This is a genomic window from Vogesella sp. EB, assembly GCF_001037925.1.
GTDB lineage: Bacteria > Pseudomonadota > Gammaproteobacteria > Burkholderiales > Chromobacteriaceae > Vogesella > Vogesella indigofera.
Window position 1 is genome coordinate 1 of record NZ_LFDT01000004.1, and the last position, 25163, is coordinate 25163.

The 25163-nt window shown below is 65.7% G+C and carries 21 protein-coding genes; 6 read left to right on the forward strand and 15 right to left on the reverse strand.

Going from position 1 to position 25163, the window contains the following annotated elements:
• The 14 genes from ACG97_RS03590 to ACG97_RS03655 all read right to left on the reverse strand — a co-directional run.
• The coding region (locus ACG97_RS03590; RefSeq protein WP_047965970.1) for a DEAD/DEAH box helicase at window positions 1-1354 on the reverse strand (1354 nt) is incomplete at its 3' end.
• A 248-nt stretch (window positions 1355-1602) separates the two neighbouring features.
• Window positions 1603-2487, reverse strand: a complete 885-nt coding sequence (mmsB, locus tag ACG97_RS03595) for a 3-hydroxyisobutyrate dehydrogenase (RefSeq protein ID WP_047965971.1) — start codon at window positions 2485-2487, stop codon at window positions 1603-1605.
• A gap of 22 nt (window positions 2488-2509) precedes the next feature.
• Window positions 2510-3637 (reverse strand): enoyl-CoA hydratase/isomerase family protein, encoded by a 1128-nt coding sequence (locus ACG97_RS03600; RefSeq protein ID WP_047965972.1) that lies wholly within the window; start codon window positions 3635-3637, stop codon window positions 2510-2512.
• Window positions 3638-3749: 112 nt separating this feature from the next.
• The gene (locus ACG97_RS03605) at window positions 3750-4532 is read right to left on the reverse strand and encodes an enoyl-CoA hydratase (protein ID WP_047965973.1); all 783 of its coding nucleotides are present in this window, start codon (window positions 4530-4532) and stop codon (window positions 3750-3752) included.
• A gap of 103 nt (window positions 4533-4635) precedes the next feature.
• A complete protein-coding gene (locus ACG97_RS03610) occupies window positions 4636-5796 on the reverse strand; it encodes an acyl-CoA dehydrogenase family protein (RefSeq protein ID WP_047965974.1) in 1161 nt (386 codons plus the stop codon).
• Between the two features lie 112 nt (window positions 5797-5908).
• Window positions 5909-7408: a CoA-acylating methylmalonate-semialdehyde dehydrogenase gene (locus ACG97_RS03615; protein WP_047965975.1), complete on the reverse strand. Its 1500-nt coding sequence runs from the start codon at window positions 7406-7408 to the stop codon at window positions 5909-5911.
• Window positions 7409-7667: 259 nt separating this feature from the next.
• Entirely contained in the window at window positions 7668-8954 is a 1287-nt protein-coding gene (locus ACG97_RS03620; protein WP_238377245.1) for a phenylacetate--CoA ligase family protein, read from the reverse strand.
• 171 nt (window positions 8955-9125) lie between these two features.
• Window positions 9126-9944 (reverse strand): ABC transporter ATP-binding protein, encoded by an 819-nt coding sequence (locus ACG97_RS03625; RefSeq protein ID WP_047965976.1) that lies wholly within the window; start codon window positions 9942-9944, stop codon window positions 9126-9128.
• 103 nt (window positions 9945-10047) lie between these two features.
• The gene (locus ACG97_RS03630; protein ID WP_047965977.1) at window positions 10048-11355 is read right to left on the reverse strand and encodes an ABC transporter substrate-binding protein; all 1308 of its coding nucleotides are present in this window, start codon (window positions 11353-11355) and stop codon (window positions 10048-10050) included.
• A 98-nt stretch (window positions 11356-11453) separates the two neighbouring features.
• Entirely contained in the window at window positions 11454-12518 is a 1065-nt protein-coding gene (locus ACG97_RS03635; RefSeq protein ID WP_047965978.1) for a branched-chain amino acid ABC transporter permease, read from the reverse strand.
• A gap of 3 nt (window positions 12519-12521) precedes the next feature.
• Window positions 12522-13409, reverse strand: coding sequence for a branched-chain amino acid ABC transporter permease (locus ACG97_RS03640; RefSeq protein WP_047965979.1), 888 nt, complete (start codon window positions 13407-13409; stop codon window positions 12522-12524).
• A gap of 205 nt (window positions 13410-13614) precedes the next feature.
• On the reverse strand, window positions 13615-14403 hold the full coding sequence (locus ACG97_RS03645) for an ABC transporter ATP-binding protein (protein WP_047965980.1): 789 nt from the start codon (window positions 14401-14403) through the stop codon (window positions 13615-13617).
• Window positions 14400-16382, reverse strand: a complete 1983-nt coding sequence (locus ACG97_RS03650) for an AMP-binding protein (RefSeq protein ID WP_047965981.1) — start codon at window positions 16380-16382, stop codon at window positions 14400-14402. The genes ACG97_RS03645 and ACG97_RS03650 overlap by 4 nt, the downstream gene beginning before the upstream one ends.
• 304 nt (window positions 16383-16686) lie before the next feature.
• A complete protein-coding gene (locus tag ACG97_RS03655) occupies window positions 16687-17535 on the reverse strand; it encodes a 3-hydroxybutyryl-CoA dehydrogenase (protein ID WP_047965982.1) in 849 nt (282 codons plus the stop codon).
• A 203-nt stretch (window positions 17536-17738) separates the two neighbouring features.
• On the opposite strand from ACG97_RS03655, the gene ACG97_RS03660 reads away from it, so the two are divergent.
• The 3 genes from ACG97_RS03660 (at window position 17739) to ACG97_RS03670 (ending at window position 20595) form a co-directional block, all read left to right on the forward strand.
• Window positions 17739-18146 (forward strand): MerR family DNA-binding transcriptional regulator, encoded by a 408-nt coding sequence (locus ACG97_RS03660; RefSeq protein WP_047965983.1) that lies wholly within the window; start codon window positions 17739-17741, stop codon window positions 18144-18146.
• Window positions 18147-18258: 112 nt separating this feature from the next.
• Complete coding sequence (locus tag ACG97_RS03665) at window positions 18259-19443, forward strand: acetyl-CoA C-acyltransferase (RefSeq protein WP_047966088.1); 1185 nt, start codon at window positions 18259-18261, stop codon at window positions 19441-19443.
• Between the two features lie 9 nt (window positions 19444-19452).
• Window positions 19453-20595 carry an acyl-CoA dehydrogenase family protein gene (locus tag ACG97_RS03670; protein WP_047965984.1) on the forward strand — a complete coding sequence of 381 codons (1143 nt, stop codon included), beginning with the start codon at window positions 19453-19455 and terminating at the stop codon, window positions 20593-20595.
• A gap of 98 nt (window positions 20596-20693) precedes the next feature.
• On the opposite strand, the gene ACG97_RS03675 is transcribed toward ACG97_RS03670, so the two are convergent.
• Window positions 20694-21170: a winged helix-turn-helix transcriptional regulator gene (locus ACG97_RS03675; RefSeq protein WP_047966089.1), complete on the reverse strand. Its 477-nt coding sequence runs from the start codon at window positions 21168-21170 to the stop codon at window positions 20694-20696.
• A gap of 193 nt (window positions 21171-21363) precedes the next feature.
• Between ACG97_RS03675 and ACG97_RS03680 the strand changes: the two genes are divergently transcribed.
• From ACG97_RS03680 to ACG97_RS03690, 3 genes are all read left to right on the forward strand, one after another.
• A complete protein-coding gene (locus tag ACG97_RS03680) occupies window positions 21364-22671 on the forward strand; it encodes a D-amino acid dehydrogenase (RefSeq protein ID WP_047965985.1) in 1308 nt (435 codons plus the stop codon).
• An 8-nt stretch (window positions 22672-22679) separates the two neighbouring features.
• Complete coding sequence (gene alr, locus ACG97_RS03685; RefSeq protein WP_047965986.1) at window positions 22680-23750, forward strand: alanine racemase; 1071 nt, start codon at window positions 22680-22682, stop codon at window positions 23748-23750.
• Between the two features lie 178 nt (window positions 23751-23928).
• Window positions 23929-25116: a diguanylate cyclase gene (locus tag ACG97_RS03690; RefSeq protein WP_047965987.1), complete on the forward strand. Its 1188-nt coding sequence runs from the start codon at window positions 23929-23931 to the stop codon at window positions 25114-25116.
• Window positions 25117-25163: the final 47 nt, after the last annotated feature.

Below are 25163 nucleotides of genomic sequence, written 5' to 3' on the forward strand. Positions count from 1 at the left end.
CCGGGCGGGCGGCGTCATCACGCGGCTCGTTGCGGCGGCCGTTGCTGTCGCCCTGGCGCGGTTTGGCTTGTGCCGCCGGCTGGCGGCGCTGGTTGCTGCCAGCACTGCCTTCGCGACGCTTGCTGCTGCCTTTCGGCGGCGTGGCGGTCGGCGTCAGCGCGCCGTGGATGTAGCGGCCAAGGCCGATCTCGATGGCCTGCGGCTCTTCGTTGGGGTTGGCCTCGAAGCCGGGCACGGTGAAGCGGTCCACGGTCTGCTTGGTCAGTTTTTCGATGTCACGCAGGAAGCCCAGCTCGTCCACGCAAACCAGCGAGATCGCCTCGCCGACGCAGCCGGCACGGCCGGTACGGCCGATGCGGTGCACGTAGTCTTCCGGTACGTTCGGCAGCTCGTAGTTGACCACGTGCGGCAGTTCTTCGATGTCCAGGCCGCGGGCGGCGATGTCGGTGGCAACCAGGACCGGCAGGCTGCCGTCCTTGAAGCCGGCTAGCGCCTTGGTGCGCGCGCCCTGGCTCTTGTTGCCGTGGATCGCCATCGAGGCGATGCCGGCTTTTTCCAGTTTTTCCGCCAGGCGGTTGGCGCCGTGCTTGGTGCGGGTGAACACCAGTACCTGGTGCCAGTCACCGCCCTTGATCATCTCGATCAGCAGCTCGGTCTTGCGGTCGCGGTCGACCAGATGCACTTTCTGGGTGATCTGGGCGTTGGTCTGGTTCGGACGTGCCACTTCCACCAGCTTCGGCTGGTTCAGCAGCTTGTCGGCCAGGGTCTTGATCTCGCTGGAGAAGGTGGCCGAGAACAGCAGCGTCTGGCGTTCCTTCGGCAGCATCGCCAGCACTTTCTTGATGTCGTGGATGAAGCCCATGTCCAGCATGCGGTCGGCTTCGTCCAGCACCAGGATTTCGACGCCGGACAGGTCGACGGTCTTCTGGCCAGCATGGTCCAGCAGGCGGCCCGGTGTCGCCACCAGGATGTCGACCGGCTTGCGCAGCTGGGCGATCTGCGGGTTGATGCCGACACCGCCGAACATCACCATCGATTTCAGCGGCAGGTATTTGCCGTACTCGCGCACGGATTCTTCTACCTGGGCGGCCAGTTCGCGGGTCGGGGTCAGCACCAGTGCGCGCGGACGGCCCTTCTGCTTGGACGGCTGGTCCATCAGGCGGTGCAGCAGCGGCAGGGTGAAACCGGCGGTTTTACCGGTACCGGTTTGCGCTGCGGCCAGCAGGTCGCCGCCTTGCAATACTTGAGGAATGGCCTGCGCCTGGATAGGGGTAGGCTGGGTGTAGCCGGTATCGGCTACGGCACGCAACAGTGGCTCGGCAAGGCCTAGTGCGGCAAAAGTCAGTTCGGACATTTATTGTGCAATCAGGATGTCTGCCCATTGCAAAGACAATACCAATCCGGGCGGACAAAAATAGTGTTTTCAATGGAGGACCCGGCGGGAGAGTGCGGGTCTGAAGAAAAGGTCGCGGTGATTGGTGGCACGCGATTCGCTAGTGTACTCCGATTGCCGGCGTTGTGCAGCGAATCATTGACAATAAATTGCCGGTATGCGGTTTGGGTGGCGCGGGGTGCTGCATTGCAACACCCCGTCCGGCGCTGTCAGTGGCGGAAGTGGTTCACGATGCTGGAGAAATCCAGCTTGCCGTTGCCGTCGGCGACGTGGCTTTCGTACAGGTTGCGCGCCAGCGCGCCCAGCGGGTTGGCGGCGTGGCTTTGCAGTGCGGTTTCCTCGGCGAGGCCGAGATCCTTCAGCATCAGCTCCGACATGAAGCCGCCGCTGTAGCCGCGGCTGGCCGGGCTGTTCTCCATCACGCCCGGCCACGGGTTGTACAGCTCCAGCGCCCAGTTGCGGCCGGAGCTTTTGCTCATGATCTCGGACAGCACCGCCGGATCGAGGCCGTTTTTCACCCCCAGTGCCAGCGCCTCGGCGGTGCCGGCCATCAGGATGCCGAGCAGCATGTTGTTGCACACCTTGGCCGTCTGGCCGGCGCCGATGTCGCCGGCATGGAAGATGTTCTTGCCCATCGCCGCCAGCAGCGGTCGCGCCGCCTCAACGTTGGCCGCATCGCCGCCGACCATGAAGGTCAGCGTGCCGGCGGCGGCCCCGGCGGTGCCGCCGGACACCGGCGCGTCGAGAAAGCGCAGGCCGGCGTCGCTGGCGACGCCGCCGACGCCGCGTGCGGTGTGCGCGGCGATGGTGCTGCAGTCGAGCACCAGCGTGCCGGCGGGCAGGCGCGCGATCAGGCCGTCGTCACCGAGGTACAGGCCCTCGACATGACGCCCGGTCGGCAGCATCGAGATCACCGCATCGGCGTTCTGGATCGCCTCGGCTACGCTGGCGGCTGCCTTGCCGCCGTTGTCGCTGAAGTGTTGCAGCGCCTCGGCGGAGAGGTCGACCCCGCTGACGCTGAAACCGGCGCGCACCAGATTGATGGCCATCGGGCCGCCCATATTCCCCAGGCCGATAAAGGCAATGTGTTGCATGCTTTGCTCCTCTTGCGTGTGTTTAGTGCAGCGTGGCCAGCGGGTGATCCTGCTCGCGCCACGGCGAGCGGAAGTGCTGCGCCACCCAGTGCTGGTCAACCGTCGCCAGGGTCGGGTGCGACCACTGCGGATTGCGGTCCTTGTCGACCAGTAGCGCGCGCACGCCTTCGCGGAAGTCCGGCGCGGCGCAGAAATTCAGCGACAGCACCAGCTCCATGCGCAGCACCTCGGCCAGTGACAGGTGTTTGGCGCGGAGGAAAATCTCCCAGGTGACGGCGGCGCTGCTCGGGCTACCGGCGGCGTAGCTTCTGGCGGCGGCGGCCAGCCAAGCGTCTTCGAAGGCGGTGTGACGCAGTGCCTGGTCCACCGCCGCCAGCGAGCCCTTGTTCATCAGCTGGTGGATCAGCGGCAGGCAGCGCAAGACATTGCTGTCGGCCAGCGCATCGCCGTTGCCGGCCTCCAGCTCGCCCAGCAGCGCGGTGAGCTGGCCGTGGTTGGCCGCACTGTCTGCGTGCCAGCCGCTGGCGGCCAGGGTGGCCAGCAGCTGCGGCCAGCCGTCCTGCGGCAGGATGTGGTCGGCAAGATTGCACAGCAGCGCGTCGCGCGCGTTCAGCGGCGCACCGGTGAGGCCGAGGAACAGGCCGGCCTTGGCCGGCATCCGTTGCAGGAACCAGCTGCCGGCGACGTCGGGATACAGGCCGATGCTGATTTCGGGCATCGCGATGCGGGTGCTGGCGGTGGCGACGCGGTGGCTGGCGCCGGCCATCAGGCCGAGGCCGCCGCCCATCACGATGCCGCTGCCCCACAGCAGGATAGGCTTGGAATAGGTGTGGATGCGGTAATCCAGCGTGTATTCGGCGGTGAAGAACGCCTCGGCCTGCGGGTTGGGCCACTGCTGCTCGGGGTCGCTCACCAGTGCGTCGCGCAGCGCGCGCACGTCGCCGCCGGCGCAGAACGCCTTGTCGCCGGCGCCGCGCAGCAGCACGGCAACGATGCCGTCATCCTGGTCCCAGATCGACAGCCGCGCGTCGAGCAGGCGGATCATGTCGCCGTTGAGTGCGTTGAGCGCCTTTTCCGCATTCAGTGTCGCCACGCCAATACGGTGACCGCTGGCGGTGGGGATTTCGTCAAACAGTACGACGTCGTTCATGGTTTTCCTTCTTTGTTGTCGCCGCGCAATCCACGGAAAAACACAGACCGGCTTGTCAAGAAAGCGTGCTGGTCCGGCTGGCTATCCGCTTTATTTCCGTGGCTAGCAGGGCTTAGCGGTTTTGCCACTGCGGCGTGCGCTTCTGCAGGAAGGCCTGCACTCCCTCGCGCTGGTCCTCGCTGTCGAACAGCTTGATGAACAGTTCGCGCTCGTGGATCAGGTTGGCCGCCGGCGGAGCGTGACGCGCGGCCTGTACCAGCGTCTTGCAGGCGGTGACCGCCACCGGGGACTGGCGGCCAACCTTTTCCGCCAGCGCCAGTGCGCTATCGCGCGCGCTGCCTTTGGCCACCACTTCTTCCACCAGCCCGATGCGTAGCGCGGTGGCGGCATCGACGCGTTCGCCGCACAGGATCATGCGCTTGGCCCAGCCTTCGCCGACCAGGTGCGGCAGGTTCTGCGTGCCGCCGGCGCAGGGCAGCAGGCCGACGGCGGCCTCCGGCAGCGCCATTACCACCTGTTCCTCGGCGATGCGGATGTCGCAGGCCAGCGCGCACTCCAGCCCGCCGCCCATCGCGTAGCCGTTGATGGCGGCGATGCTGACGCCGCGGAACGCCGACAGCGCCTCGAACGCCTCGCCGAACAGGATGGTCATGCTGGCGGCGACGCCCTTGTCGCCGTCGGCGAACAGCTTGAGGTCGGCGCCGGCGGAGAAGAATTTGTCGCCGTCGCCGGTGATCACCAGCGCGTAGATGTCGCGATCGGCGTTGAGATCGGCCACCAGCCGCTTCAGCGCCTGCAGGCTGTCGTAGGTCCAGGTGTTGGCCGGCGGGTTGGCGATGGTGATCAGGGCGGTGTGGCCGCGTTTTTCAACGATCAGGTTGGCGTAGTCTTGCATGTTCGGTTCCTGTGTTTGCCACCTCAGTCCAGGCGTGGCTGGCAACGGCGGCCTGGTGCGGAGGTGGCGGGTGGGGCGGGCAATGTCTCTATTTCAATTGTGGTCAGCGCAGGTTTTCCAGCGCGCCTTCCTGCAGCAGCTTGCGCGCGATGATCACGCGCATGATCTCGTTGGTGCCTTCCAGGATCTGGTGCACGCGGTTGTCGCGCACGTAGCGCTCCAGCGGGTATTCCTTGATATAACCGTAGCCGCCAAACAGCTGCAGCGCCTCGTTGGCGACCTTGAAGCCGACGTCGCTGGCGAAGCGTTTCGCCATCGCGCAGTAGGTGCTGGCATCGGCGCTGCCCTTGTCCAGCTGCCAGGCGGCGAGGCGCACCATCTGCCGTGCGGCGACCAACTCGGTGACCATGTCGGCGAGGCGGAACTGCACGCTCTGGAACTCGGCCAGCGGCTGGCCGAACTGCTGCCGTTCCTGCACGTAGCGGGTGGCGGCGTCCAGCGCCGCCTGCGCGGTGCCGACCGAGCAGCTGGCGATGTTGATGCGGCCGCCGTCCAGTCCCTTCATCGCGAAGCTGAAACCCTGGCCTTCCTCGCCCAGCAGGTTGGCCGCGGGCACCACCACGTTATCAAAGGTGATGGCGCGCGTGGGCTGGCTGTTCCAGCCCATCTTCTTTTCCTTCTTGCCGTAGACGATGCCGGGCAGGTCGGCCGGTACCAGCAGTGCGGAGATGCCGCGTGCGCCGGCGCCGCCGGTGCGCGCCATCACCACCAGCACGTCGCTGCTGCCGGCGCCGGAGATGAAGGCCTTGCTACCATTGAGGATGTAGTGCTCGCCGTCACGCTCGGCGCGGGTGCGCAGGTTGGCCGCATCGGAGCCGGCGCCCGGCTCGGTCAGGCAGTAGCTGCCGAGCAGCTCGCCGCTGGCCAGTTGCGGCACCCACTGCGCCGCCACCTCCGGGCGGGCAAAGCTGCCGATCATCCAGCTGACCATATTGTGGATGGTGAGGTAGGCGGTGGTGGAGGTGCAGCCGCCGGCCAGCGCCTCGAACACGATGGCGGCGTCCTGGCGCGTCAGGCCCAGCCCTCCGTACTGTTCCGGCGTGTACAGGCCGCAGAAGCCCATCTCGCCGGCGCGGCGGATCACGTCCACCGGGAAGATTTCCGCCTCATCCCAATGCGCGGCGTGCGGCGCCAGCTCGTTGTCGGCGAAGGCGCGCGCGCTGTCACGAAAGGCGACTTGTTCGTCGCTGAGTGCGAAGTCCATGCTTGATTCCTTTTCTGCTTCGCCGGCCGCTGCGCTTGTGGCGCGGGCTGGCGGGAACTGCCGCAGGTCATGCCGTGCTGCGGGCACGGCATGGTTGCGGCCAACCTTACGGTTACTTCAGTGCGATAGTGGTATGCACCTTGCCGCTGCTGGCGTCGTCGTCGAACCAGCGGCTGGTGACGGTCTTGGTCTGGGTATAGAACAGCACCACCTGCTTGCCGTAGGGGCCGAGGTCGCCGAGCTTGGACGCGCGCGAGCCGGTGAACGAGAACAGCGGCACCGGCACCGGGATCGGCACGTTGATGCCGACCTGGCCGACGTCGATCTCCTCCTGGAAGTGGCGCGCCGCGGCGCCGCTCTGGGTGAAGATGGCGGTGCCGTTACCGTTGGGGTTGGCGTTGATAATGGCTATGGCCTCGTCGAGGCTGTCGGCGGCCATCAGGCACAGCACCGGGCCGAAGATTTCCTGGTCGTAGATCGCCATCCCCGGCTTGACGCCGCTGAAGATGGTGGGGCCGACAAAGTTGCCGTGCTCGAAGCCGGCCACGCTGACACTGCGGCCGTCCAGCTCCAGCGTGGCGCCTTGCTCGACGCCCTTGGCGATCAGCGTGGCGACGCGGTCCTTGGCGGCGCAGGAAATCAGCGGGCCGATGTCGGGGTTGGTATTGCCGGGGCCGACCTGCAGCGTTTTGGCCTTGGCCACCAGATCGGGGATCCACTGTTGCGCGTCACCGACCAGTACCGCCACCGTCAGTGCCATGCAGCGCTGGCCGGCGGCACCGAAGGCGGCACCGGTGAGCTGGTTCAGCGCCTGTTCCTTGTTGGCGTCCGGCAGCACGATGGCGTGGTTCTTGGCGCCCATCATGCACTGCACGCGCTTGCCGTTCAGGCTGGCGCGGTTGTAGACGTGGGTGCCGACCTTGCTGGAGCCGACGAAGGAGATCGCCTTGATGTCGGGGTGGTCGCAGATGGCGTTCACCACTTCCGCGCCGCCGTGCACCACGTTGAGCACGCCCGGCGGTACGCCGGCTTCCAGTGCCAGCTCGACCAGGCGCATGGTCACCATTGGGTCCTGCTCCGACGGCTTCAGCACGAAGGTGTTGCCGGTGGCGATGGCCATCGGGAACATCCACAGCGGGATCATCGCCGGGAAATTGAACGGGGTGATGCCGGCGCAGACGCCCAGCGGCTGCATCACGCTGTAGGTATCGACGCCGCCGGCGACGTTCTCGGCGTAGTCGCCCAGCTGCAGGCTGCCGATGTTGGCCGCATGCTCGACCACTTCCAGGCCGCGGAACACGTCGCCTTCGGCGTCGGCCAGCGTCTTGCCCTGCTCGGCGGTGAGGATGGCGGCCAGCTCCTTCATGTGTTCGCGGATCAGCTGCTGCAGTTTGAGGAAGATGCGGGCACGGGTGCCGATCGGGGTTTTCTTCCAGCTCTTGAACGCGGCTTTGCCGGCAGCGACGGCGGCGGCCACCTCGGCGGCGGTGGCCATCGGCACGCGCGCCAGCACTTGCTGGGTGGCCGGGTTGATCACGTCACGCCATTCGCTGGTGGTCGACTCGACGAATTCGCCGTTGATCAGCAGCTTGACGGTGGGCAGGTGCGACATGGTGTTTCTCCTTTGCGGGCGGCGTGGCGCGTGCGGCTGGCGGCCGTGGTGTTAGATAATTAGTGCACGTTGACGTAAACGTCAATTTAATCTCAATTTAGAGCAAGCGCTTGGTTTTTTGAAGTGCACACTACAAGCAGCGCAAACCGTGCTGCCAGGCTGTTGCGTGGCGGGTACAGGCGGCGGTTGGTATTGCCTGTCGTCTGTCTCATAGACCGCTGCCGGCGGCGAAAGTGCGGCCGCCGGCCCGGTACGGCATTCAGGCCAGGCTGCGCTCGTCGGCGATGACCTTGCCGTCGGCGGGCAGGCTGCCGGGCGCACACAGCACCACCTCGCCGCGCAGCTTGCACACCTCGCGCAGGGTGGCGGCAAGGTTGGCCGCAAGGTCGCTGTCGTGCTGATTGCCGACTTCGGCGTGCAGCGTCATCACGTCGAGCTGCTCGTGCTGCGTGACCACCAGCCGTGCGCGCTGCACCGCCGGGTGTCGCTGCGTCACCGCATGCACCTGTTCCGGGTGCACGAACATGCCCTTGATCTTGGTGCTCTGGTCGGCGCGGCCGAGCCAGCCCCGGATGCGCTGGTTGCTGCGGCCGCACGGCGACGGGGTGTCGATCAGCGCCGACAGGTCGCCGGTGGCAAAGCGCAGCAGCGGGTAGTCGCGGTTGAAGCTGGTGACCACCACCTCGCCGATCTCGCCGGCCGGCAGCGGCTCGCCGCTGCCGGGGCGCACGATCTCCAGCAGTACGCCCTCGTCGATGACCATGCCCTGGTCCGGCGCGGTTTCGTAGGCGATCAGGCCGAGGTCGGCGGTGGCGTAGCACTGCAGCACGGCGATGCCGCGTGCGGCGAACCAGGCGCGCAGGCTGGCCGGCAGCGCCTCGCCGCTGACCAGCGCCTTGTTGAGATGCGGCAGTGCGACGCCGAGCTGGTCGGCCTTTTCCAGGATCAGCTTCAGGAACGATGGCGTGCCGGTGTAGGCGCTGGCGCCGAGGTCGCGCAGTGCCGCCACCTGCAGCTCGGTCTGGCCGGGGCCGGCGGGGAACACCGCGCAGCCGAGCGCGCGGGCGCCGGCATCGAGCATGAAGCCGCCGGGGGTGAAGTGGTAGGAAAAGGCGTTGTGCACCAAGTCGCCGGCGCGCACCCCGGCGGCGTACAGCGCGCGGCTGAGGCGCCAGAAGTCGTCGCCGTGGCCCTGTGGTTCGTAGATCGGGCCGGGCGAGGCGAACAGCCGTGCCGCCTGTCCCGGTGCCAGTGCGGCGAAGCCGCCGAACGGCGGCGCCGCCTGCTGCGCGGCGATCAGCGCCGACTTGCGTGTCAGCGGCAGGGCGGCCAGCGCGGCCAGGCTGGTGATGCCGGCCGGCTCGATGTCGGCGAGCAGCGCGGCGTAGGCGGCGCTGTGTGCCTTGGCGTGGGCGATCTGCGCCGGCAGCACGGCCAGCTGTGCGGCCAACCTTGCGGCAGGGGCGCGGGTTTCCAGTGTGTCGAGATAGGGCATGGTGGCGGTTTCCTTGTCGTTGTTGGCCGCGTAATTCTCTTTATTAGCCATGGAAGCACACGGAAAGATACGGACAAACACGAATTTCTAGCCACGAAGCCCACCACAGGACACGAAAAATCTAGCAGTACACTTGTTGTCGTGCGGGTGCCGGTTCGTGGTATTCGTGACAAATGGTTTGGTTCTTTCCGTGTTTCCCGTGTGCTTCCGTGGCCCAAGAAGTCACGCCAGCCAGCGTTTGCGGCGGCGGTAGTGTTTCACCTCGCGGAAGCTCTTGCGGCCTTCGCCGCCGAGGCCGAGGTAGAACTCCTTGACGTCCTCGTTGCTGCGCAGCTCATCGGCGCTGCCGTCCATCACCACGCGGCCGTTTTCCAGGATGTAGCCGTAGTGGGCGTAGCGCAGCGCGACGTTGGTGTTCTGTTCCGCCAGCAGGAAGCTGACGTTCTCCTGCTGGTTCAGTTCGCGCACGATCTCGAAGATCTCCTCGACGATCTGCGGTGCCAGCCCCATCGACGGCTCGTCGAGCAGGATCATCTTCGGGTCGGCCATCATCGCGCGGCCGATGGCCACCATCTGCTGCTCGCCGCCGCTGGTGTAGCCGGCTTGGCTCTGGCGGCGCGTCTTCAGCCGCGGGAAGTAGTGGTAGATGCGCTCCAGCGCCAGCTTGATCTCGCTGCGGCTGATGGCGCGGGTGTAGGCGCCGGTGAGCAGGTTTTCCTCGACGGTGAGGTGGCCGAAGCAGTGGCGGCCTTCCATCACCTGGATCACGCCCTGTTTCACCAGCTGGTCCGGCGTGCCGTGGTCGATGCGCTGGCCGCGGTATTCGATGGTGCCCTTGGTGATGTCGCCGCGTTCGGAGCGCAGCAGGCTGGAGATTGCCTTCAGCGTGGTGCTCTTGCCGGCGCCGTTGGCGCCGAGCAGGGCGACAATCTGGCCTTCCGGCACGTCCAGCGACACGCCCTTGAGCACCAGAATGACGTGGTTGTAGATCACTTCGATGTTGTTGACCGACAGCAGGTAAGGCGTTGCGGTGGCTTGCATGGGCGTAGGCTCCGTGAGGGCCGGGGCGGAACCCCGGCCGGGTCAGCAGTGAGGTCGGCAGGCGCCGGCGCGCGCCAGGGCGGCGCGGCCGGTGCCGGCTGCATTACTTCTCGGCGGCGCAGTCACGCAGCTTCATGCTCTTTTCCTGGCTGTACTTGTCGACCGAGGCCTTGATCAGCGGCAGGGTGACGCCGGTGTCGGCCTTGATCCAGCCGGAAACCGGCTTCCAGTCCTTGCCGTCCCACTGCATGAAGCGGGTGTAGCCGCTGCCTTCGTGGTTCTGGCAGCTGGTTTTCACCTGCGGGAACATGTCGGTCACGCCCAGTTCCTGCTGCCGCTTGGCGTCGATGTTGAGGTTTTCCATGCCCCAGCGGATCTGGTCGCCACCCAGCGTCTTGGCGCCGTATTTCTTCTGCGCGGCGCGGATCGCCTCCACCATCAGGATGCCGCTGACCACGCCGCGGTTGTAGTTGACGGTGCCGATGAAGCCCTTGTCGGAGAGATTGCCCTTGCCGGCGCCGTACACGGTCTTCTCGATGTTCTGGATCACCGGGAACTGCCTGCCGTCCAGCGCGAAGCTGCCGGCGATATAGCCCTTGGCGGCGTCGCCGGCGGCGATGGCGTCTTCTTCCGAGCCGCCCCACCAGTTGGCGACGATGTTCTCACGCGGGAAGCCGACCTTCTGCGCCGATTTCAGCGCCGCCGGTGTCATCACCCCCCAGCTGCGCAGCAGCACGAAGTCCGGGCGTGCGCGGCGGATTTCCAGCCACTGCGACTGCTGCTCGGTGCCCGGTGCCGGCACTTCCACGTGCTGCAGTTCGAAGCCGTACTTCTTCGCCATCGCGTCCAGCACCGGGATGGTTTCCTTGCCGTAGGCGGAGCCGTGGTACAGGTTGACGATCTTCTTGCCCTTCAGGTTCTGCATGCCGCCGACGCGCTGGCCGAGGAACTGAACCTTGGCGGTGGCCTGGCTCCAGTAGCTGGTGATCAGCGGGAACACGTACTTGAAGGCGCGGCCGTCCTGCGCATCGGCGCGGCCGAAGCCCATGGTCATCAGCGGAATTTTGTCCTTCTCGGCGCGGTCCATGGTGGCGTAGGTGATGCCGGTGGACATGAAGTTGAACGCCGAGGCGCCGCCGTTCTTCGCCTTCAGGCGTTCGTAGCACTCCACGCCGCGGTCGTTCTTGTACTCGGTCTCGCACTCCTCGTAGGTGAGCTTGACGCCGCCGACGCCGCCTTCCTTCATGTTGACGTAGTTGAGATAGTCGATCATGCCGCCGTAGAACTTGGCGCCGCCGGAGGCGTAGGCGCCGACACGGTAGCTGGGGATCGGGATGAACTGGTCGGCGGCCTGAGCCACACCGGCAACGGTCAACAGGGCGAGCGATACGGCAACAGCGGTTTTGTTCATGGTGATGTCTCCTGGTCTTTCTCTGTTGTGGTGCTGCTTGGGGTCATGCATCGGTTGGCCGCAACCTTGCGGCCAACCTTCAGGTCGTTGCAGGCGCGTCAGTGCGGGAACGGCCACACGCGCAGTTTTTCCTTGGCGATCTGCCACAGCCGGGCGAGGCCGTGCGGCTCGACGATCAGGAAGAAGATGATCAGGCCGCCGAACAGCATCATTTCCAGGTTGGCGAGGAACTGGGTGCTGATGGTGTCGTGGAAGGCCTGGCCCAGCAGGTTGAGGCAGATCGGCAGCAGCACGATGAAGGCGGCGCCGAGGAAGGAACCGAGGATGCTGCCGACGCCACCGACGATGATCATGAACAGCACCTGGAAGGAGCGGTGCAGGTCGAAGGCCTGCGCGTCGACCGTGCCCAGCAGCACGAAGGCGTACAGCGCGCCGGCCACGCCGCAGTAGAACGAGCTGATGGCAAAGGCGAGCAGCTTGGTGCGCAGCATCGGGATGCCGATCACCTCGGCGGCGACGTCCATGTCGCGGATCGCCATCCAGGCGCGGCCGATGCTGGCGCGGGCCATGTTCTTCGCCGCCAGCGCCATCAGCGCCACGATGGACAGCGTCAGCAGGTACTTGCTGGCCGGGGTGTCGATGGCGATGCCGAACACCTGCATCGGCGGTGCCGAGATCACGCCGGAACTGCTGTAGTTGGTGAACCAGCCGAACTTGGTGAACACCCACTCGATGAAGAACTGCGCCGCCAGCGTCGCCACCGCCAGGTAGAAGCCCTTGATGCGCAAGGACGGCAGGCCGAAGGCGACGCCGACCAGTGCCGCCATCAGGCCGCCGAGGAAGATGGCGAGCAGCAGCGGCATGCCCGGCATGCGCAGCATGAAGTTGTAGGTGGCAAACGCGCCCACCGCCATGAAGGCCGCCGAGCCCAGCGACAGCTGCCCGGCGTAGCCGGTGAGGATGTTCAGCCCCAGCGCCGCCAGCGACAGGATCAGGAACGGGATCAGGATGCCGGACAGCAGGTAGTCGCTGCCAAGGCCCGGCAGCACCACGAAGGCGAGCGCGAGCAGGGCGGCGATGAACAGCCGGTCCTGGGCGATGGTGAGGATGGCGGAATCCGCCGCGTAGGAACTCTTGAACTGACCCGATTCACGGTAGAACATGGTTTACACCCTCTCGATATGTTTTTCGCCGAACAGGCCTTCCGGACGCACCAGCAGGAACAGCAGTGCCAGCATGTAGGGGAACCAGTTCTCGATGCCGCCACCGACGAACGGCCCCAGGTACACCTCGGCCAGCTTCTCGCCGGCGCCGATGATCAGGCCGCCGATGATGGCACCCGGCACCGAGGTGAAGCCGCCGAGGATCAGCACCGGCAAGGCTTTCAGCACCACCAGCGTCAGCGCGAACTGCACGCCGAGACGCGAGCCCCACAGCAGGCCGGCGACCAGCGCCACGAAACCGGCGACGCCCCACACGATGGCCCAGATGTGCTTCAGCGGAATGCCGACCGACATCGCCGCCTGGTGGTCGTCGGCCACCGCGCGCAGTGCGCGCCCCAGCTTGGTCTTGCTGAAGAACAGCGCCAGCGCCGCCACCAGCGTGCCGCCGACCGCGGCGGCGAACAGGTCGAACTTGGAGATGAACACGCCGCCGACATCGAAGGGCTCGTCGGCGATGCCCAGCTCCAGGCCGTGCACGTCGGTGCCCCACACCATCTGCGCCAGCCCTTCGAGGAAGAAGGACAGGCCGATGGTGGCCATGAACAGCGTGATCGGCGGCTGGTTGACCAGCGGCCGCAGCACCACCCGCTCGATGCCGACGCCGAGCAGCACCATCAGTGCCAGCGTCAGCAGCAGCGCCAGCCAGAACGGCACACCCATCGCCTGGATCGAGACAAAGGACAGCGCGGCAAACAGCACCATCGCGCCCTGCGCAAAGTTGAACACGCCGGAGGCCTTGTAGATCAGCACGAAACCCAGCGCCACCAGCGAATACATCACGCCGGCGAGCAGGCCGCCCACCAGCACCTCAAGGAAAAACTGCCATTCCATGTCTTGCTCCTTGCCTGATATTGCGGCCAACGTTGGCCGCACGCGGCGTTAACGGGTACCTCGAAAAACCTGCTGCGCCAGCCGATTGCTGCGTTGCAGCGTCCTCGCTCCCTCGCTGTACGCCTTGTACTAACTCGGTCGCTGCGGGCGCTGCGCCTTGCGCTCGACTGACTCGCGACGGTTTTTCGAAGTGCCCTAACGGCGATTAGTGGGAGGTGCCGAGGTAGGCGGCGATCACGTCGGCATTGCCGCGGATCTCGTCCGGGGTGCCGTCGCCGATCTTCTTGCCGTAGTCGAGCACCACCACGCGGTCGGAGATGTCCATCACCACCCCCATGTCGTGCTCGATCAGCACGATGGTGGTGCCGAACTCGTCGTTGACGTCGAGGATGAAGCGGCACATGTCCTGCTTTTCCTCCACGTTCATGCCGGCCATCGGCTCGTCCAGCAGCAGCAGCGTCGGCTCGGCGGCCAGCGCCCGCGCCAGCTCGACGCGTTTTTGCAGACCGTAGGGCAGGCGTCCGACCGGGGTCTTGCGGATGTGCTGGATCTCGAGGAAGTCGATGATCTTTTCTACCTGCTCGCGGTTGGCGATTTCCTCGCGCTGGGTGCGGCCCCAGTACAGCGCCTGCTGGATGAAGTTGGAACGCATCTTCAGGTTGCGGCCGGTCATGATGTTGTCCAGCACGCTCATGCCCTTGAACAGCGCGATGTTCTGGAAGGTGCGCGCGATGCCCTGGCGTGCCGCCTCGTGCGGCCGCATCTTGCTGCGGGCCTCGCCGCGGTAGATCACGCGGCCCTGCTGCGGGTGGTAGACGCCGTTGATCACGTTCAGCATCGAGCTCTTGCCGGCGCCGTTGGGGCCGATGATGGACAGCACTTCGTGCTCGCGCACTTCCAGGCTGATATTGGTCAGCGCCTTGACGCCGCCGAAGGACAGCGAGATGGCTTCGGCTTGCAGGATGACGTCGCCGATTTTGCGGTGCGGGTTCATGCGGCCTCCTTGGCGGTGGCGGGGAAGGTCTTGGCGTCGCGGATTTTCACCGTGGCGCGGATGTTGCCGCTGCGGCCGTCCTCGAACTTCACCTGTGCGTCGATGGTGCAGTCGCGCGCGTCGCTGTTGAGGGCGGCGATCAGCGGCGCGTAGCGCTCGGCGATGAACTTGCGGCGTACCTTGCGGGTGCGGGTCAGCTCGCCGTCGTCGGCGTCCAGCTCCTTGTGCAGGATCAGGAAGCGCCTGATCTGGCTGCCGGCCAGCCGCGGGTCGGTGGCGAGGTCGGCGTTCATCTTCTCGATGCACTCGCGGATCAGCTCGTACACCGGCTCCTGGCCGGCGAGGTCGGTGTAGCCGGTGTAGGCGAGGCCGCGTTTTTCCGCCCAGTTGCCGACCGCGATCAGGTCGATGTTGATGAAGGCGGTGGCGTAGTCGCAGCCGTCGCCGAAGGCGACCACTTCCTTGATCTGCTGGAAGAATTTCAGCTTGTTTTCCAGGTATTTCGGCGCGAACAGGCTGCCGCAGTTCATGCGGCCAACGTCCTTGGCGCGGTCGATGATCTTGAGGTGGCCGTCTTCGTCAAAGAAGCCGGCGTCGCCGCTGTGCACCCAGCCTTCGCTGTTGCGCGTCTCGGCGGTGGCGTCGTCGCGCTTCCAGTAGCTGTGGAAGGTGCCGGGGCCGCGGAACAGCACCTCGCCGCTGTCGGCGATCTTGACTTCCACCCCTGGCACCGGCACGCCGACGGTGTCGGGCTTGACCTTGTCGTTGGGGTGCACGCATACCATCACGTAGGCTTCGGTCTGGCCGTACAGCTGCTTGATGTTGACGCCGAGGGCGCGGTAGAAGTCGAACAGCTCGGGGCCGATGGCCTCGCCGGCGGTGTAGGCGAGCTTGAGGCGGGTGAAGCCGAGCACGTTCTTCACCGGGCCGTAGACCAGCAGTTCGCCCAGCTTGTAGCCGACGCGGTCCCAGAAACCGACCGGTTTGCCTTCCAGGATGGCGGTGCCGACGCGGCGGGCGTGATCCATGAAGTAGTGGAACATCCGGTACTTGAGGCGGCCGGCGTCCTCCATGCGGATCATCACCTGGGTCAGCAGGTTCTCGTACACGCGTGGCGGGGCGAAGTAGTAGGTCGGCCCGATCTCGCGCATGTCGGTCATCACCGTGTCGCTGGACTCGGGGCAGGACACGCAGAAACCGGTGACCATCGATTGCGCGTAGGAGAACAGGTTGTCGCCCACCCACGCCATCGGCAGGTAGGCCAGCACTTCCTCGTGCTCGGTGAGGCCCTCAAGGTTGGCCGCATTGCGCGCGGTGATGATCATGCTGTCGTTGGTGTGCAGCACGCCCTTGGGGTGGCCGGTGGTGCCGGAGGTGTACAGCATGATGGCCGGATCGCTGCCGCGGCCGAGGTCAACCATGTTCTGGAACAGCTGCGGGTGCTCGTCGTGCTGCACGCGCCCGGCGCCGAGGATTTCGGCGATGTCGTAGAGGCCGCTGTGCTGGTAGTGGCGCAGGCCGCGCGCGTCGTCGTAGACGATGGCCTGCAGCGTCGGCAGGCGGTCGCGGATTTCCAGCAGCTTGTCCACCTGTTCCTGGTCTTCGACCACCGCCATCGCCACTTCGGCGTCGGACAGCACGAACACCATTTCTTCTGCCGCCGAATCCTGGTACAGCGGCACCGGTACGCCGCCCAGGCACTGCGCCGCCATGATCGCCATGTACAGGCGCGGGCGGTTGTCGCCGATCACGGCCAGACGGTCGCCGCGCTGGAAGCCCTTGCTGGCGAGGCCGAGGGCGAGGGCGCGCACTTCGGTCGCCACCTCCTGCCAGCTCCAGGTCTGCCAGATGCCGAGGTCTTTCTCACGCATCGCCGGGCGCGCGCCACGTTGCTGGGCGTGGGCCAGCAGCAGCTTGGGGAACGTGTCTGCCGGATAGCCATGCGCGATGGCGGGGCGGACAGTTTCAGGCTTGGCCATTCTCGTGTCTCCTCTTGTGTTTTTTTGGGCGGCAGCGGGCTGCCACGGGTGATGCGTGGCCCGGAAGCGGGCGGGGTGATACCGGGTAACAGCGGACAGGCTTGTGGCCTTGGGGGAACGGCAGAAGGCTTGTGACCTTTGCGTTGACGTAAACGTCAACTTGATGCGACTAAGCTAAAGCAAGCGCTCGGTTTTATGCAAAGGGTTTTTATGAAAGGCGGGTTTGCTGCGTGGCGTCATGTTGTGTTTCCGTCACCTCGGCGGGCGCCGCGTGACGGAAACTGATGATTTTTAAGGAGAAAAATCAGTATTCGTAGAAGCCCTTGCCGGATTTGCGGCCGAGGCGGCCGGCGGCAACCAGCTGTACCAGCAGCGGGCAGGCGCGGTATTTCGAATCGCGGAACTCGCGGTGCAGGATGTCCATGATGGACAGGCAGGTGTCCAGTCCGATCAGGTCGGCCAGCGCCAGCGGGCCGATCGGGTGGTTCATGCCCAGCTTCATCACAGTGTCGATGTCCTCGGCGGTGGCGAGGTTCTCGTACAGCACGAAGGCGGCCTCGTTGATCATCGGCATCAGCACGCGGTTGGACACGAAGCCGGGGCCGTCCTTCACCGTCACCGGCGTCTTGCCCAGCTGCAGGCTCAGCGCATGGATGGCGGCGTGGGTGGCGTCGTCGGTTTGTAGTGCGCGGATGATCTCCACCAGCTGCATCACCGGCACCGGGTTCATGAAGTGCATGCCGATCACCCGCTGCGGCTGCGGCACCCAGGCGGCGATGGTGGTCAGCGAGATCGACGAGGTGTTGCTGGCGAGGATGCAATCGGGGCCGACGATGCCCGCCAGTTCGCGGAAGATCTGCTCCTTGATGGCGGCGTTCTCGGTGGCGGCCTCGATCACCAGCTGGCAGTCGGCCAGTGCGGCCAGGCCGGTGCGGCCGTGGATGCGGGCCTGCACCTCGCCGGCGCCGGCTTCGGTCTGTACGCCTTTCTTCACCAGCCGCGCGAGGCTGCTGCCAATGCTGGCGAGGCCGCGTTCCACCGCGGCATCGCTGACGTCGGCCATCACCACGCTGAAACCGGCCTGGGCAAAGACCTGGGCGATGCCGTTGCCCATGGTGCCGGCGCCGATCACGCCAATCTGCTTGAATTCCATGCTGTTCTCCTGGTTGGGGTGCACTAAAATTATTTCCAGTTTACGTTAACGTCAACTAAAGTAAAGGTGTGAGGTGGTGGGTTGTGGTGCCCGCGTGGTGCCTTGTCGTCGCTGCCGGGCGTCGCCGGATGTCCGCCGGCCGTATTACAATGGCGGGTGGCCGACAAGAGCCGTTTATCTGGATAGTAAGCAAGGGGGTTGCCGTGGTTGTCACTGCTGATCGTACTTTCAGCATTTCCGAGTTGGCGCAGGAGTTCGACGTCACCACCCGGGCGATCCGGTTTTACGAGGCCGAGGGTCTGCTGACGCCGGAGCGCAAGGGGCAGCGCCGCATCTATTCGCGGCGCGACCGTGTGCGGCTGATGCTGACGCTGCGCGGCAAGCGCATCGGCCTGTCGCTGCAGGAGATCCGCGAGCTGTTCGAGCTGTACGACGCGGCCAATACCGACGAGCCGCAGCTGATGAAATTCGTCGACATCCTGTCGCGGCGCGAGCGGCAGCTGTTGCAGCAGCTGGACGATATCCAGCTGGTGCTGAAGGAAATCGGCCAGCTGCGCAGCCAGTGCGAGCAGTGGATGGAAAAGCGCACCGGCGGTCTGCCCGATCTGTAAGCCGGCGCGGGCCGGTTTTTGTGTTTGTGCCACAGCCGCTGCGATGCGGCTTGTTTTTTGTGGGTAGTTTACGTTAACGTAAACGTATATTTCACCGCAGAGGAACCGGATGATGCAGAACGATGCAATTGTGATTGTCGGAATGGCGCGTACCGCGATGGGCGGCTTCCAGGGCAGCCTGTCCGGCCAGAGCGCCAGCGAGCTGGGCGCGGTGGCGATCCGGGCCGCGGTGGAGCGTGCCGGTGTGGCACCGGACGCGGTGGAAGAGGTGATCATGGGCTGCGTGCTGCCGGCCGGCCAAGGCCAGGCACCGGCACGTCAGGCGGCGATCAAGGGAGGCTTGGCGCTGGCGGCGGGCGCCACCACCATCAACAAGATGTGCGGCTCTGGCATGAAGGCGCTGATGCTGGCGCACGACCTGCTCCGCGCGGGCAGCAACACGGTGATGGTGGCCGGCGGCATGGAAAGCATGAGCAACGCGCCGTACATCATCCCGAAAGCGCGCGGCGGCCTGCGTCTCGGCCACGGCGAGCTGAAGGACCACATGTTTCTCGACGGCCTGGAAGACGCCTACGACAAGGGCAAGCTGATGGGCGTATTCGCCGAGCTGTGCGCGGAAAAGTACGGCTTCAGCCGTGCGGCGCAAGACGAGTACGCGATCGCATCGCTGACCCGTGCCCAGGCAGCGATTACCAGCGGTGCGTTCAAGAGCGAGATCGCACCGGTGACCATCGTTGGCCGCAAAGGCGAGGAAGTGGTGGCCGAGGACGAGCAGCCGCTGAAAGCCAATCTGGACAAAATCCCGACGCTGAAGCCGGCGTTCAAGAAGGACGGCACCGTCACTCCGGCCAACGCCAGTTCCATTTCCGACGGCGCTGCCGCGCTGGTGCTAATGCGCGAGAGCGACGCCGCCGCCCGCGGGCTGACGCCGCTGGCACGCATCGTCGGCCACAGCACCCACGCCCACGAGCCGGCGTGGTTCTCCACCGCGCCGGTGGGCGCGATGCAGAAGCTGCTGGCCAAGACCGGCTGGACGGTGGACGACGTGGACCTGTTCGAGATTAACGAGGCCTTCGCGGTGGTGGCCATGGCGGCGATGCACGATCTGGGCCTGCCGCACGCCAAGGTCAACGTCAACGGTGGCGCCTGCGCGCTGGGGCACCCGATCGGCGCCAGCGGTGCGCGCATCGTGGTGACGCTGATCGCGGCGCTCAAGGCGCGCGGGCTGAAGCGCGGCGTCGCCAGCCTGTGCATCGGCGGCGGCGAAGCCACCGCGCTGGCGGTGGAACTGGTGTAAGGGGCGAGCATGCTGCTGACTACGGAACAGGAACAGGTTGTCGATGCGGTGCGCGACTTCGTACAGGGCGAAATAGCCCCGCACGCCGCCGAGTGGGACAAGATGCATGCCTTCCCGCACCAGGCGCTGCGGGGGCTGGGCGAGCTGGGCTGCTTCGGCCTGACGGTATCGCCGCAGTGGGACGGCGCCGGGCTGGACTACGTAACCCTGGCCGCGGTGATCGAGGAGATCGCCGCCGGTGACGGCGCGCTGTCCACCATCATCTCGGTGATCAACTCGGTGGGCTGCGGCCCGATCGAGCGCTTCGGCGACGACTGGCAGAAAGACACCTTCCTGCGTCCGATCGCGCGCGGCGAGTGGATCTCGGCCTTCTGCCTCACCGAGCCGGACGCCGGCTCCGATGCGGCCAACCTTAGGACCCGTGCGCTGCGCGACGGCGACGACTACGTGATCAGCGGCGTTAAGCAGTTCATCACCAACGGCAAGCACGCCGATGTCGCCATCGTGTTCGCGGTCACCGATCCGGCTGCCGGCAAGAAGGGCATCAGCGCCTTTCTGGTGCCGACTGCCACCGCCGGCTATAGCGTGGCCAAGGTGGAAGACAAGCTGGGGCAGCACGCGTCCGATACCTGCCAGGTGGTGTTCGACCAGGTGCGCGTGCCGGCCAGCCATCTGCTGGGCAAGGAAGGCGAGGGTTACCGCATCGCGCTGGCCAATCTGGAATCCGGCCGCATCGGCATCGCCGCGCAGTGCCTGGGCATGGCGCGTGCGGCGCTGGACTTTGCCACCCGCTACGCGACGGAGCGCGAGACCTTCGGCCAGGCCATCATCCGCCACCAGGCCGTCGGTTTTCGCCTGGCAGACGCGGCGGCGCGGCTGGAGGCGGCACGGCAGCTGGTGCGGCACGCGGCGGCGCTGAAAGACGCCGGCAAGCCGTGCCTGAAGGAATCGAGCATGGCCAAGCTGGTGGCGTCCGAAATGGCCGAGGCGGTGTGCTCGGCGTCGATCCAGACCCTGGGGGGGTATGGTTATCTGTCCGACTACCCGCTGGAGCGCATTTACCGCGACGTGCGCGTGGCGCAGATTTACGAAGGGACTTCCGATGTGCAGAAGCTGGTGATCGCGCGCGCGCTGGAAGACGAAGTACGCTGATTTTTTGAGTGGGTCGTTGTTAGGGTTGGCCGCAGCGCATGCTGCGGCCTTTTTTATGGCTCAGCCGCTTGTGGCCAACCTTGCGGCCGCCGCCGGGGCTAGGGCGTAATCGGCAGGATGCCGGTTTCCTTCACTTCTTCCATCACCACATAGCTGCGCGATTCGTTGGCCTGCGGCAGCTTCAGCAGGATGTCGCCGAGGATGTTGCGGTACATCGACATGTCCGGCAGGCGCACCTTCAGCAGGTAGTCGTATTCGCCGGATACCAGATGGCACTCCAGTACGTCCGGCAGCTTCTGCACCTCGCGGCGGAAGGCGTCGAAAATGTCGCCGGACTTGGCCGACAGCTTGATCTCGACAAATACCAGCAGGCTGGCGCCCAGTGCTTGCGGGTTCAGTTTCGCGTGATAGCCTTCAATGACCCCTTCGCGCTCCAGCCGGCGCACGCGCTCGGTGCAGGGGGTGGTGGAGAGGCCGACTTTTTCCGCCAGCTCGGTCATGGCGATGCGGCCGTTTTCCTGCAGGTGCAACAGGATCTTGCGGTCGATGCGGTCCAGCTGGCGGGACAGGTTCAAATTGCTGCGCTGCGTTTTCACTAAATAACCACCGATTAACAGGTAAGTTGACTGCCGTTTAGCTGTAACTAAGTTGAAAAAACTATCTTGCAATCAATATACTACGCAAATTCACTGAAAGTGCAAATGCGCTTTTGGATCCCGGAAAAACAGGCTCCGGCCTGATGAGACAGCATAACTGGCAGGAGAGATCATGAAAGTAATCGTGCTTGGCGGCGGCGTTATCGGTATTTCGACCGCATGGTATTTGGCAAAGGCAGGCGTGGAGGTGACCGTGATCGAGCGTCAGCCCGGCCCGGCGCTGGAAACCAGCTTCGCCAACGCCGGCCAGATCTCTCCGGGCTATGCCGCACCGTGGGCGGCGCCGGGCATCCCGCTGAAGGCGGCCAAATGGCTGTTCCAGAAACACGCGCCGCTGGCGATCCGCGTTGACGGCAGCACCTACCAGTGGGAGTGGATGGCGCGCATGTTCGCCAACTGCAACTACCAGGATTACAACATCAACAAGGGCCGCATGATGCGCCTGGCCGAGTACAGCCGCGACAAGATCCGCGAGCTTACGGCCGAGACCGGCCTTAACTTCGAAGGCCGCACCGGTGGCACGCTGCAGCTGTTCCGCAGCCAGCAGCAGGTGGACGCGATGGGCAAGGACATCGAGGTGCTGAAAGAGTGCGGCGTGGAGTACCAGGTGCTGGATGCCGACGGCTGTGCCCGTGTCGAGCCGGCGCTGAAAAAGACCAAGCACAAGCTGAAGGGCGGTCTGCGCCTGCCCAACGACGACACCGGCGACTGCCAGCTGTTCACCTCGCACCTGGCGGAGATGGCGGCGGCGATCGGCGTCAAGTTCCTGTGGGGCAAGAGCATCGAGGCCATCGAGCACTACGGTGACAAGGTCACCGCCGTGCGCGTCGACGGCGAGCGCCTGACCGCCGACCACTACGTGGTCGCCACCGGCAGTTACTCGCGCGAGATGGTGAAGGCACTGGGCATCGACATCCCGGTGTACCCGGTGAAGGGCTACTCGCTGACGGTGCCGATCACCAACGCCAAGGGCGCACCGGTGTCCACCGTGCTGGACGAGACCTACAAGATCGCCATCACCCGCTTTGACGACCGCATCCGCGTCGGCGGCATGGCCGAGCTGGCCGGCTTCGACCTGAGCCTGAACCCGAAACGCCGCGCCACGCTGGAAATGGTGGTCACCGACCTGTATCCGGACGGCGGCGACGTGTCGCGTGCCGAATTCTGGACCGGCCTGCGTCCGATGACGCCGGATGGCACGCCGATCATCGGCGGCACCCGCTTTGCCAACCTGTCGCTGAACACCGGCCACGGCACGCTGGGCTGGACCATGAGCGCCGGCTCCGGCAAGGTGCTGGCCGACCTGATCACCGGCACGCAGCCGGAAATCCTGATCGACGGCCTGTCGATGCAGCGTTACGCCAAGGGCGGCGAGACGCTGGTGGTGCCGATGTCGCGCCCGCTTGCGGCCAACGTGTAAGGAAGATCATGCGTCCGTTGATTGCAAGCATCCGTCTCGATCATTTTCGTCACAATTACCTGCTGGCGCGCCAGCAGCACGGCGGCCGCGCGCTGGCGGTGGTGAAGGCCAATGCCTACGGTCACGGCGCGGTGCGCTGTGCGCAGGCGGTGGCCGATGTCGCCGACGGCTTTGCCGTGGCCTGCCTGGAAGAGGCACTGCAGCTGCGTGCAGGCGGCATTAGCGGCCCGATCCTGCTGCTGGAAGGCGTGTTCGAAGCGGCCGAGCTGGCCGAGGTGCAGGCGCACGGGTTGTGGCTGGTGGTGCAGAACCGCGAGCAGCTGGACATGCTGCTGGCGACACCGGCAGACAAACCGTACCGCGTGTGGCTGAAGATGGACTCCGGCATGCACCGCGCCGGTTTCTTCCCCGCCGACTACGCCGCCGCCTATCAAAGGTTGGCCGCAAGCGGCAAGGTCGACGCCATCGTCAAGATGACGCATTTTGCCCGTGCCGACGAGCCGGGCTGCGACGCCACCGCGCTGCAGCTGGCGGCCTTCGATGCCGCAGTCGCTGGTCTGCCCGGCGACAGCAGTGTCGCCAACTCCGCCGGCATCATGATCCACCCGCACGCGCACCGCGACTGGGGCCGCCCCGGCATCATGCTGTACGGCTCGACGCCGCTGCCGGACGGCCATGCGGCCAACGTTGGCCTCAAGCCGGTAATGCGGCTCGCCAGCCGTGTGTTCGGCGTGCGCGAGCTGGCCGCCGGCGAGCCGGTCGGCTACGGCGCCAGTTTTGTCACCACGCGGCCGACCCGCGTCGGCCTGATCGCCGGCGGTTATGCCGACGGTTATCCGCGGCTGGCGTCCACCGGCAGCCCGGTGGCGGTCGATGGCCAGCACAGCCGCATCATCGGCCGTGTGTCGATGGACATGATCACCATCGATCTGACCGACCTGCCGCAGGCCGGCATCGGCAGCGAGGTGGAATTGTGGGGCGAGCAGATCAGCGTCAATGCCGTGGCCGCCCATGCCGGCACCATCAGCTACGAGCTGCTGTGCAACGTGAAGCGGGCACACTTGCAGTATCTGGACTGAGCGCGACCGACACGGTGCGTGCACTGAAAAATGCCCGGCTTCGTGCCGGGCATTTTTGCTGGCGACAATGTCGCGAAATGTAACGGAAATCTGGCGGCGGCTTGATATTTGGCAAACGAGTGCACCGCCTGTGTCATGATAATGGCTTCTCGACGTCTTCTGCCTGCTTGCGGAGCCCATGACCATTTTCCATTCCACGACCTGGGTCAAACTGCTGGGCTTGTTGCCCGGCGAGCTGAACCCGAACGAAGCCAGCTGGCTGGTGACGCCGCAGCATCACATGCCGCTGATGAGCAATCGTCGCGCGCAGATGATCCTGAACCGGGTGCGCCTGTTTGCCAGCCTGTTTGCGGTGCTGACCCCGCTGTGGATGTTCGTCGACCTGCTGGTGCTGCCCAATCCGCTGGCGTGGCAACTGGCGCTGCTGCGGCTGGGCGCCACCGGCTGTTTCGCCTTCATCGTCTACTGCTACCGGCCGGAGGTGACGCTGTTCAACGCCTGGCGCGGCATGGCGATGCTGTTTGCCATCCCCACGTTGTTCTACGTGGTGTCCTACGTGCTGCTGACGCACTACCAGCTCACCGGCGCCTCGGCCGCGGTCGGCACCGGCTACGCCTTCCTGCCGTTCATCCTGCTGGCCGGCTTCGCCATTTTCCCGCTGACGCTGCTGGAGAGCGTGATCTTTGCCGCGCCGATCCTGGTGGCGCACGTCACCGCCGGCTATTTCCAGTTCTCGGTGGTGGACTGGCCGTCGTTCTGGGGCGCGTTCTGGCTGCAGGGGCTGATCGCCGGCGTGGCGGCACTGGCCGGCGTCTGCCAGCTGGCGTTCATGATCGCGCTGGTGCAGCAGGCGGTGCGCGATCCGCTGACCGGTGCCTTTTCGCGCCGCAGCGGCGAGGAGGTGCTGGAATTGCAGTTCATCCTGGCCAGCCGCAGCGGCAGCCCGTTTTCGGTGGCCTTCATCGACATCGACCATTTCAAGGCGATCAACGACCAGTTCGGCCACCAGCAGGGCGATGTCATGCTGAAGCAGTTTGCGCAGACGCTGACCCAGGGCCTGCGCAAGGGCGACGTGCTGGTACGCTGGGGCGGCGAGGAATTCCTGCTGCTGCTGCCGAACATCGATTGCCGCCAGGCGATGCACGCCTTGCAGCGCCTGCGCCGCAACGGCTTCGGCCTGCGGCCGGACCAGACACCGCTGACCGCCAGCATCGGCGTTGCCGACATGCTGGAGGAGGGCTGCAACGACTGGCGCCAGCTGATCGAGATCGCTGACCAGCGCATGTACGCCGCCAAGCAGCAGGGCCGTAACCGCGTCATCGCCGGCAGCGAGCCGGTGGCTAGCCTGCAGCCGGCCTTGGCCTGAGTCGCCGGCTGTCACGACAACGCCCCCGCATGCGGGGGCGTTTGCTT

Coding starts and splice junctions, on each gene's coding strand:
- mmsB (WP_047965971.1), bottom strand. CDS start 2,487: ATGCAACACATTGCCTTTATCGGCCTGGGGAATATGGGCGGCCCGATG.
- ACG97_RS03600 (WP_047965972.1), bottom strand. CDS start 3,637: ATGAACGACGTCGTACTGTTTGACGAAATCCCCACCGCCAGCGGTCAC.
- ACG97_RS03605 (WP_047965973.1), bottom strand. CDS start 4,532: ATGCAAGACTACGCCAACCTGATCGTTGAAAAACGCGGCCACACCGCC.
- ACG97_RS03610 (WP_047965974.1), bottom strand. CDS start 5,796: ATGGACTTCGCACTCAGCGACGAACAAGTCGCCTTTCGTGACAGCGCG.
- ACG97_RS03615 (WP_047965975.1), bottom strand. CDS start 7,408: ATGTCGCACCTGCCCACCGTCAAGCTGCTGATCAACGGCGAATTCGTC.
- ACG97_RS03620 (WP_238377245.1), bottom strand. CDS start 8,954: ATGGCTAATAAAGAGAATTACGCGGCCAACAACGACAAGGAAACCGCC.
- ACG97_RS03625 (WP_047965976.1), bottom strand. CDS start 9,944: ATGCAAGCCACCGCAACGCCTTACCTGCTGTCGGTCAACAACATCGAA.
- ACG97_RS03630 (WP_047965977.1), bottom strand. CDS start 11,355: ATGAACAAAACCGCTGTTGCCGTATCGCTCGCCCTGTTGACCGTTGCC.
- ACG97_RS03635 (WP_047965978.1), bottom strand. CDS start 12,518: ATGTTCTACCGTGAATCGGGTCAGTTCAAGAGTTCCTACGCGGCGGAT.
- ACG97_RS03640 (WP_047965979.1), bottom strand. CDS start 13,409: ATGGAATGGCAGTTTTTCCTTGAGGTGCTGGTGGGCGGCCTGCTCGCC.
- ACG97_RS03645 (WP_047965980.1), bottom strand. CDS start 14,403: ATGAACCCGCACCGCAAAATCGGCGACGTCATCCTGCAAGCCGAAGCC.
- ACG97_RS03650 (WP_047965981.1), bottom strand. CDS start 16,382: ATGGCCAAGCCTGAAACTGTCCGCCCCGCCATCGCGCATGGCTATCCG.
- ACG97_RS03655 (WP_047965982.1), bottom strand. CDS start 17,535: ATGGAATTCAAGCAGATTGGCGTGATCGGCGCCGGCACCATGGGCAAC.
- ACG97_RS03665 (WP_047966088.1), top strand. CDS start 18,259: ATGCAGAACGATGCAATTGTGATTGTCGGAATGGCGCGTACCGCGATG.
- ACG97_RS03670 (WP_047965984.1), top strand. CDS start 19,453: ATGCTGCTGACTACGGAACAGGAACAGGTTGTCGATGCGGTGCGCGAC.
- ACG97_RS03680 (WP_047965985.1), top strand. CDS start 21,364: ATGAAAGTAATCGTGCTTGGCGGCGGCGTTATCGGTATTTCGACCGCA.
- alr (WP_047965986.1), top strand. CDS start 22,680: ATGCGTCCGTTGATTGCAAGCATCCGTCTCGATCATTTTCGTCACAAT.
- ACG97_RS03690 (WP_047965987.1), top strand. CDS start 23,929: ATGACCATTTTCCATTCCACGACCTGGGTCAAACTGCTGGGCTTGTTG.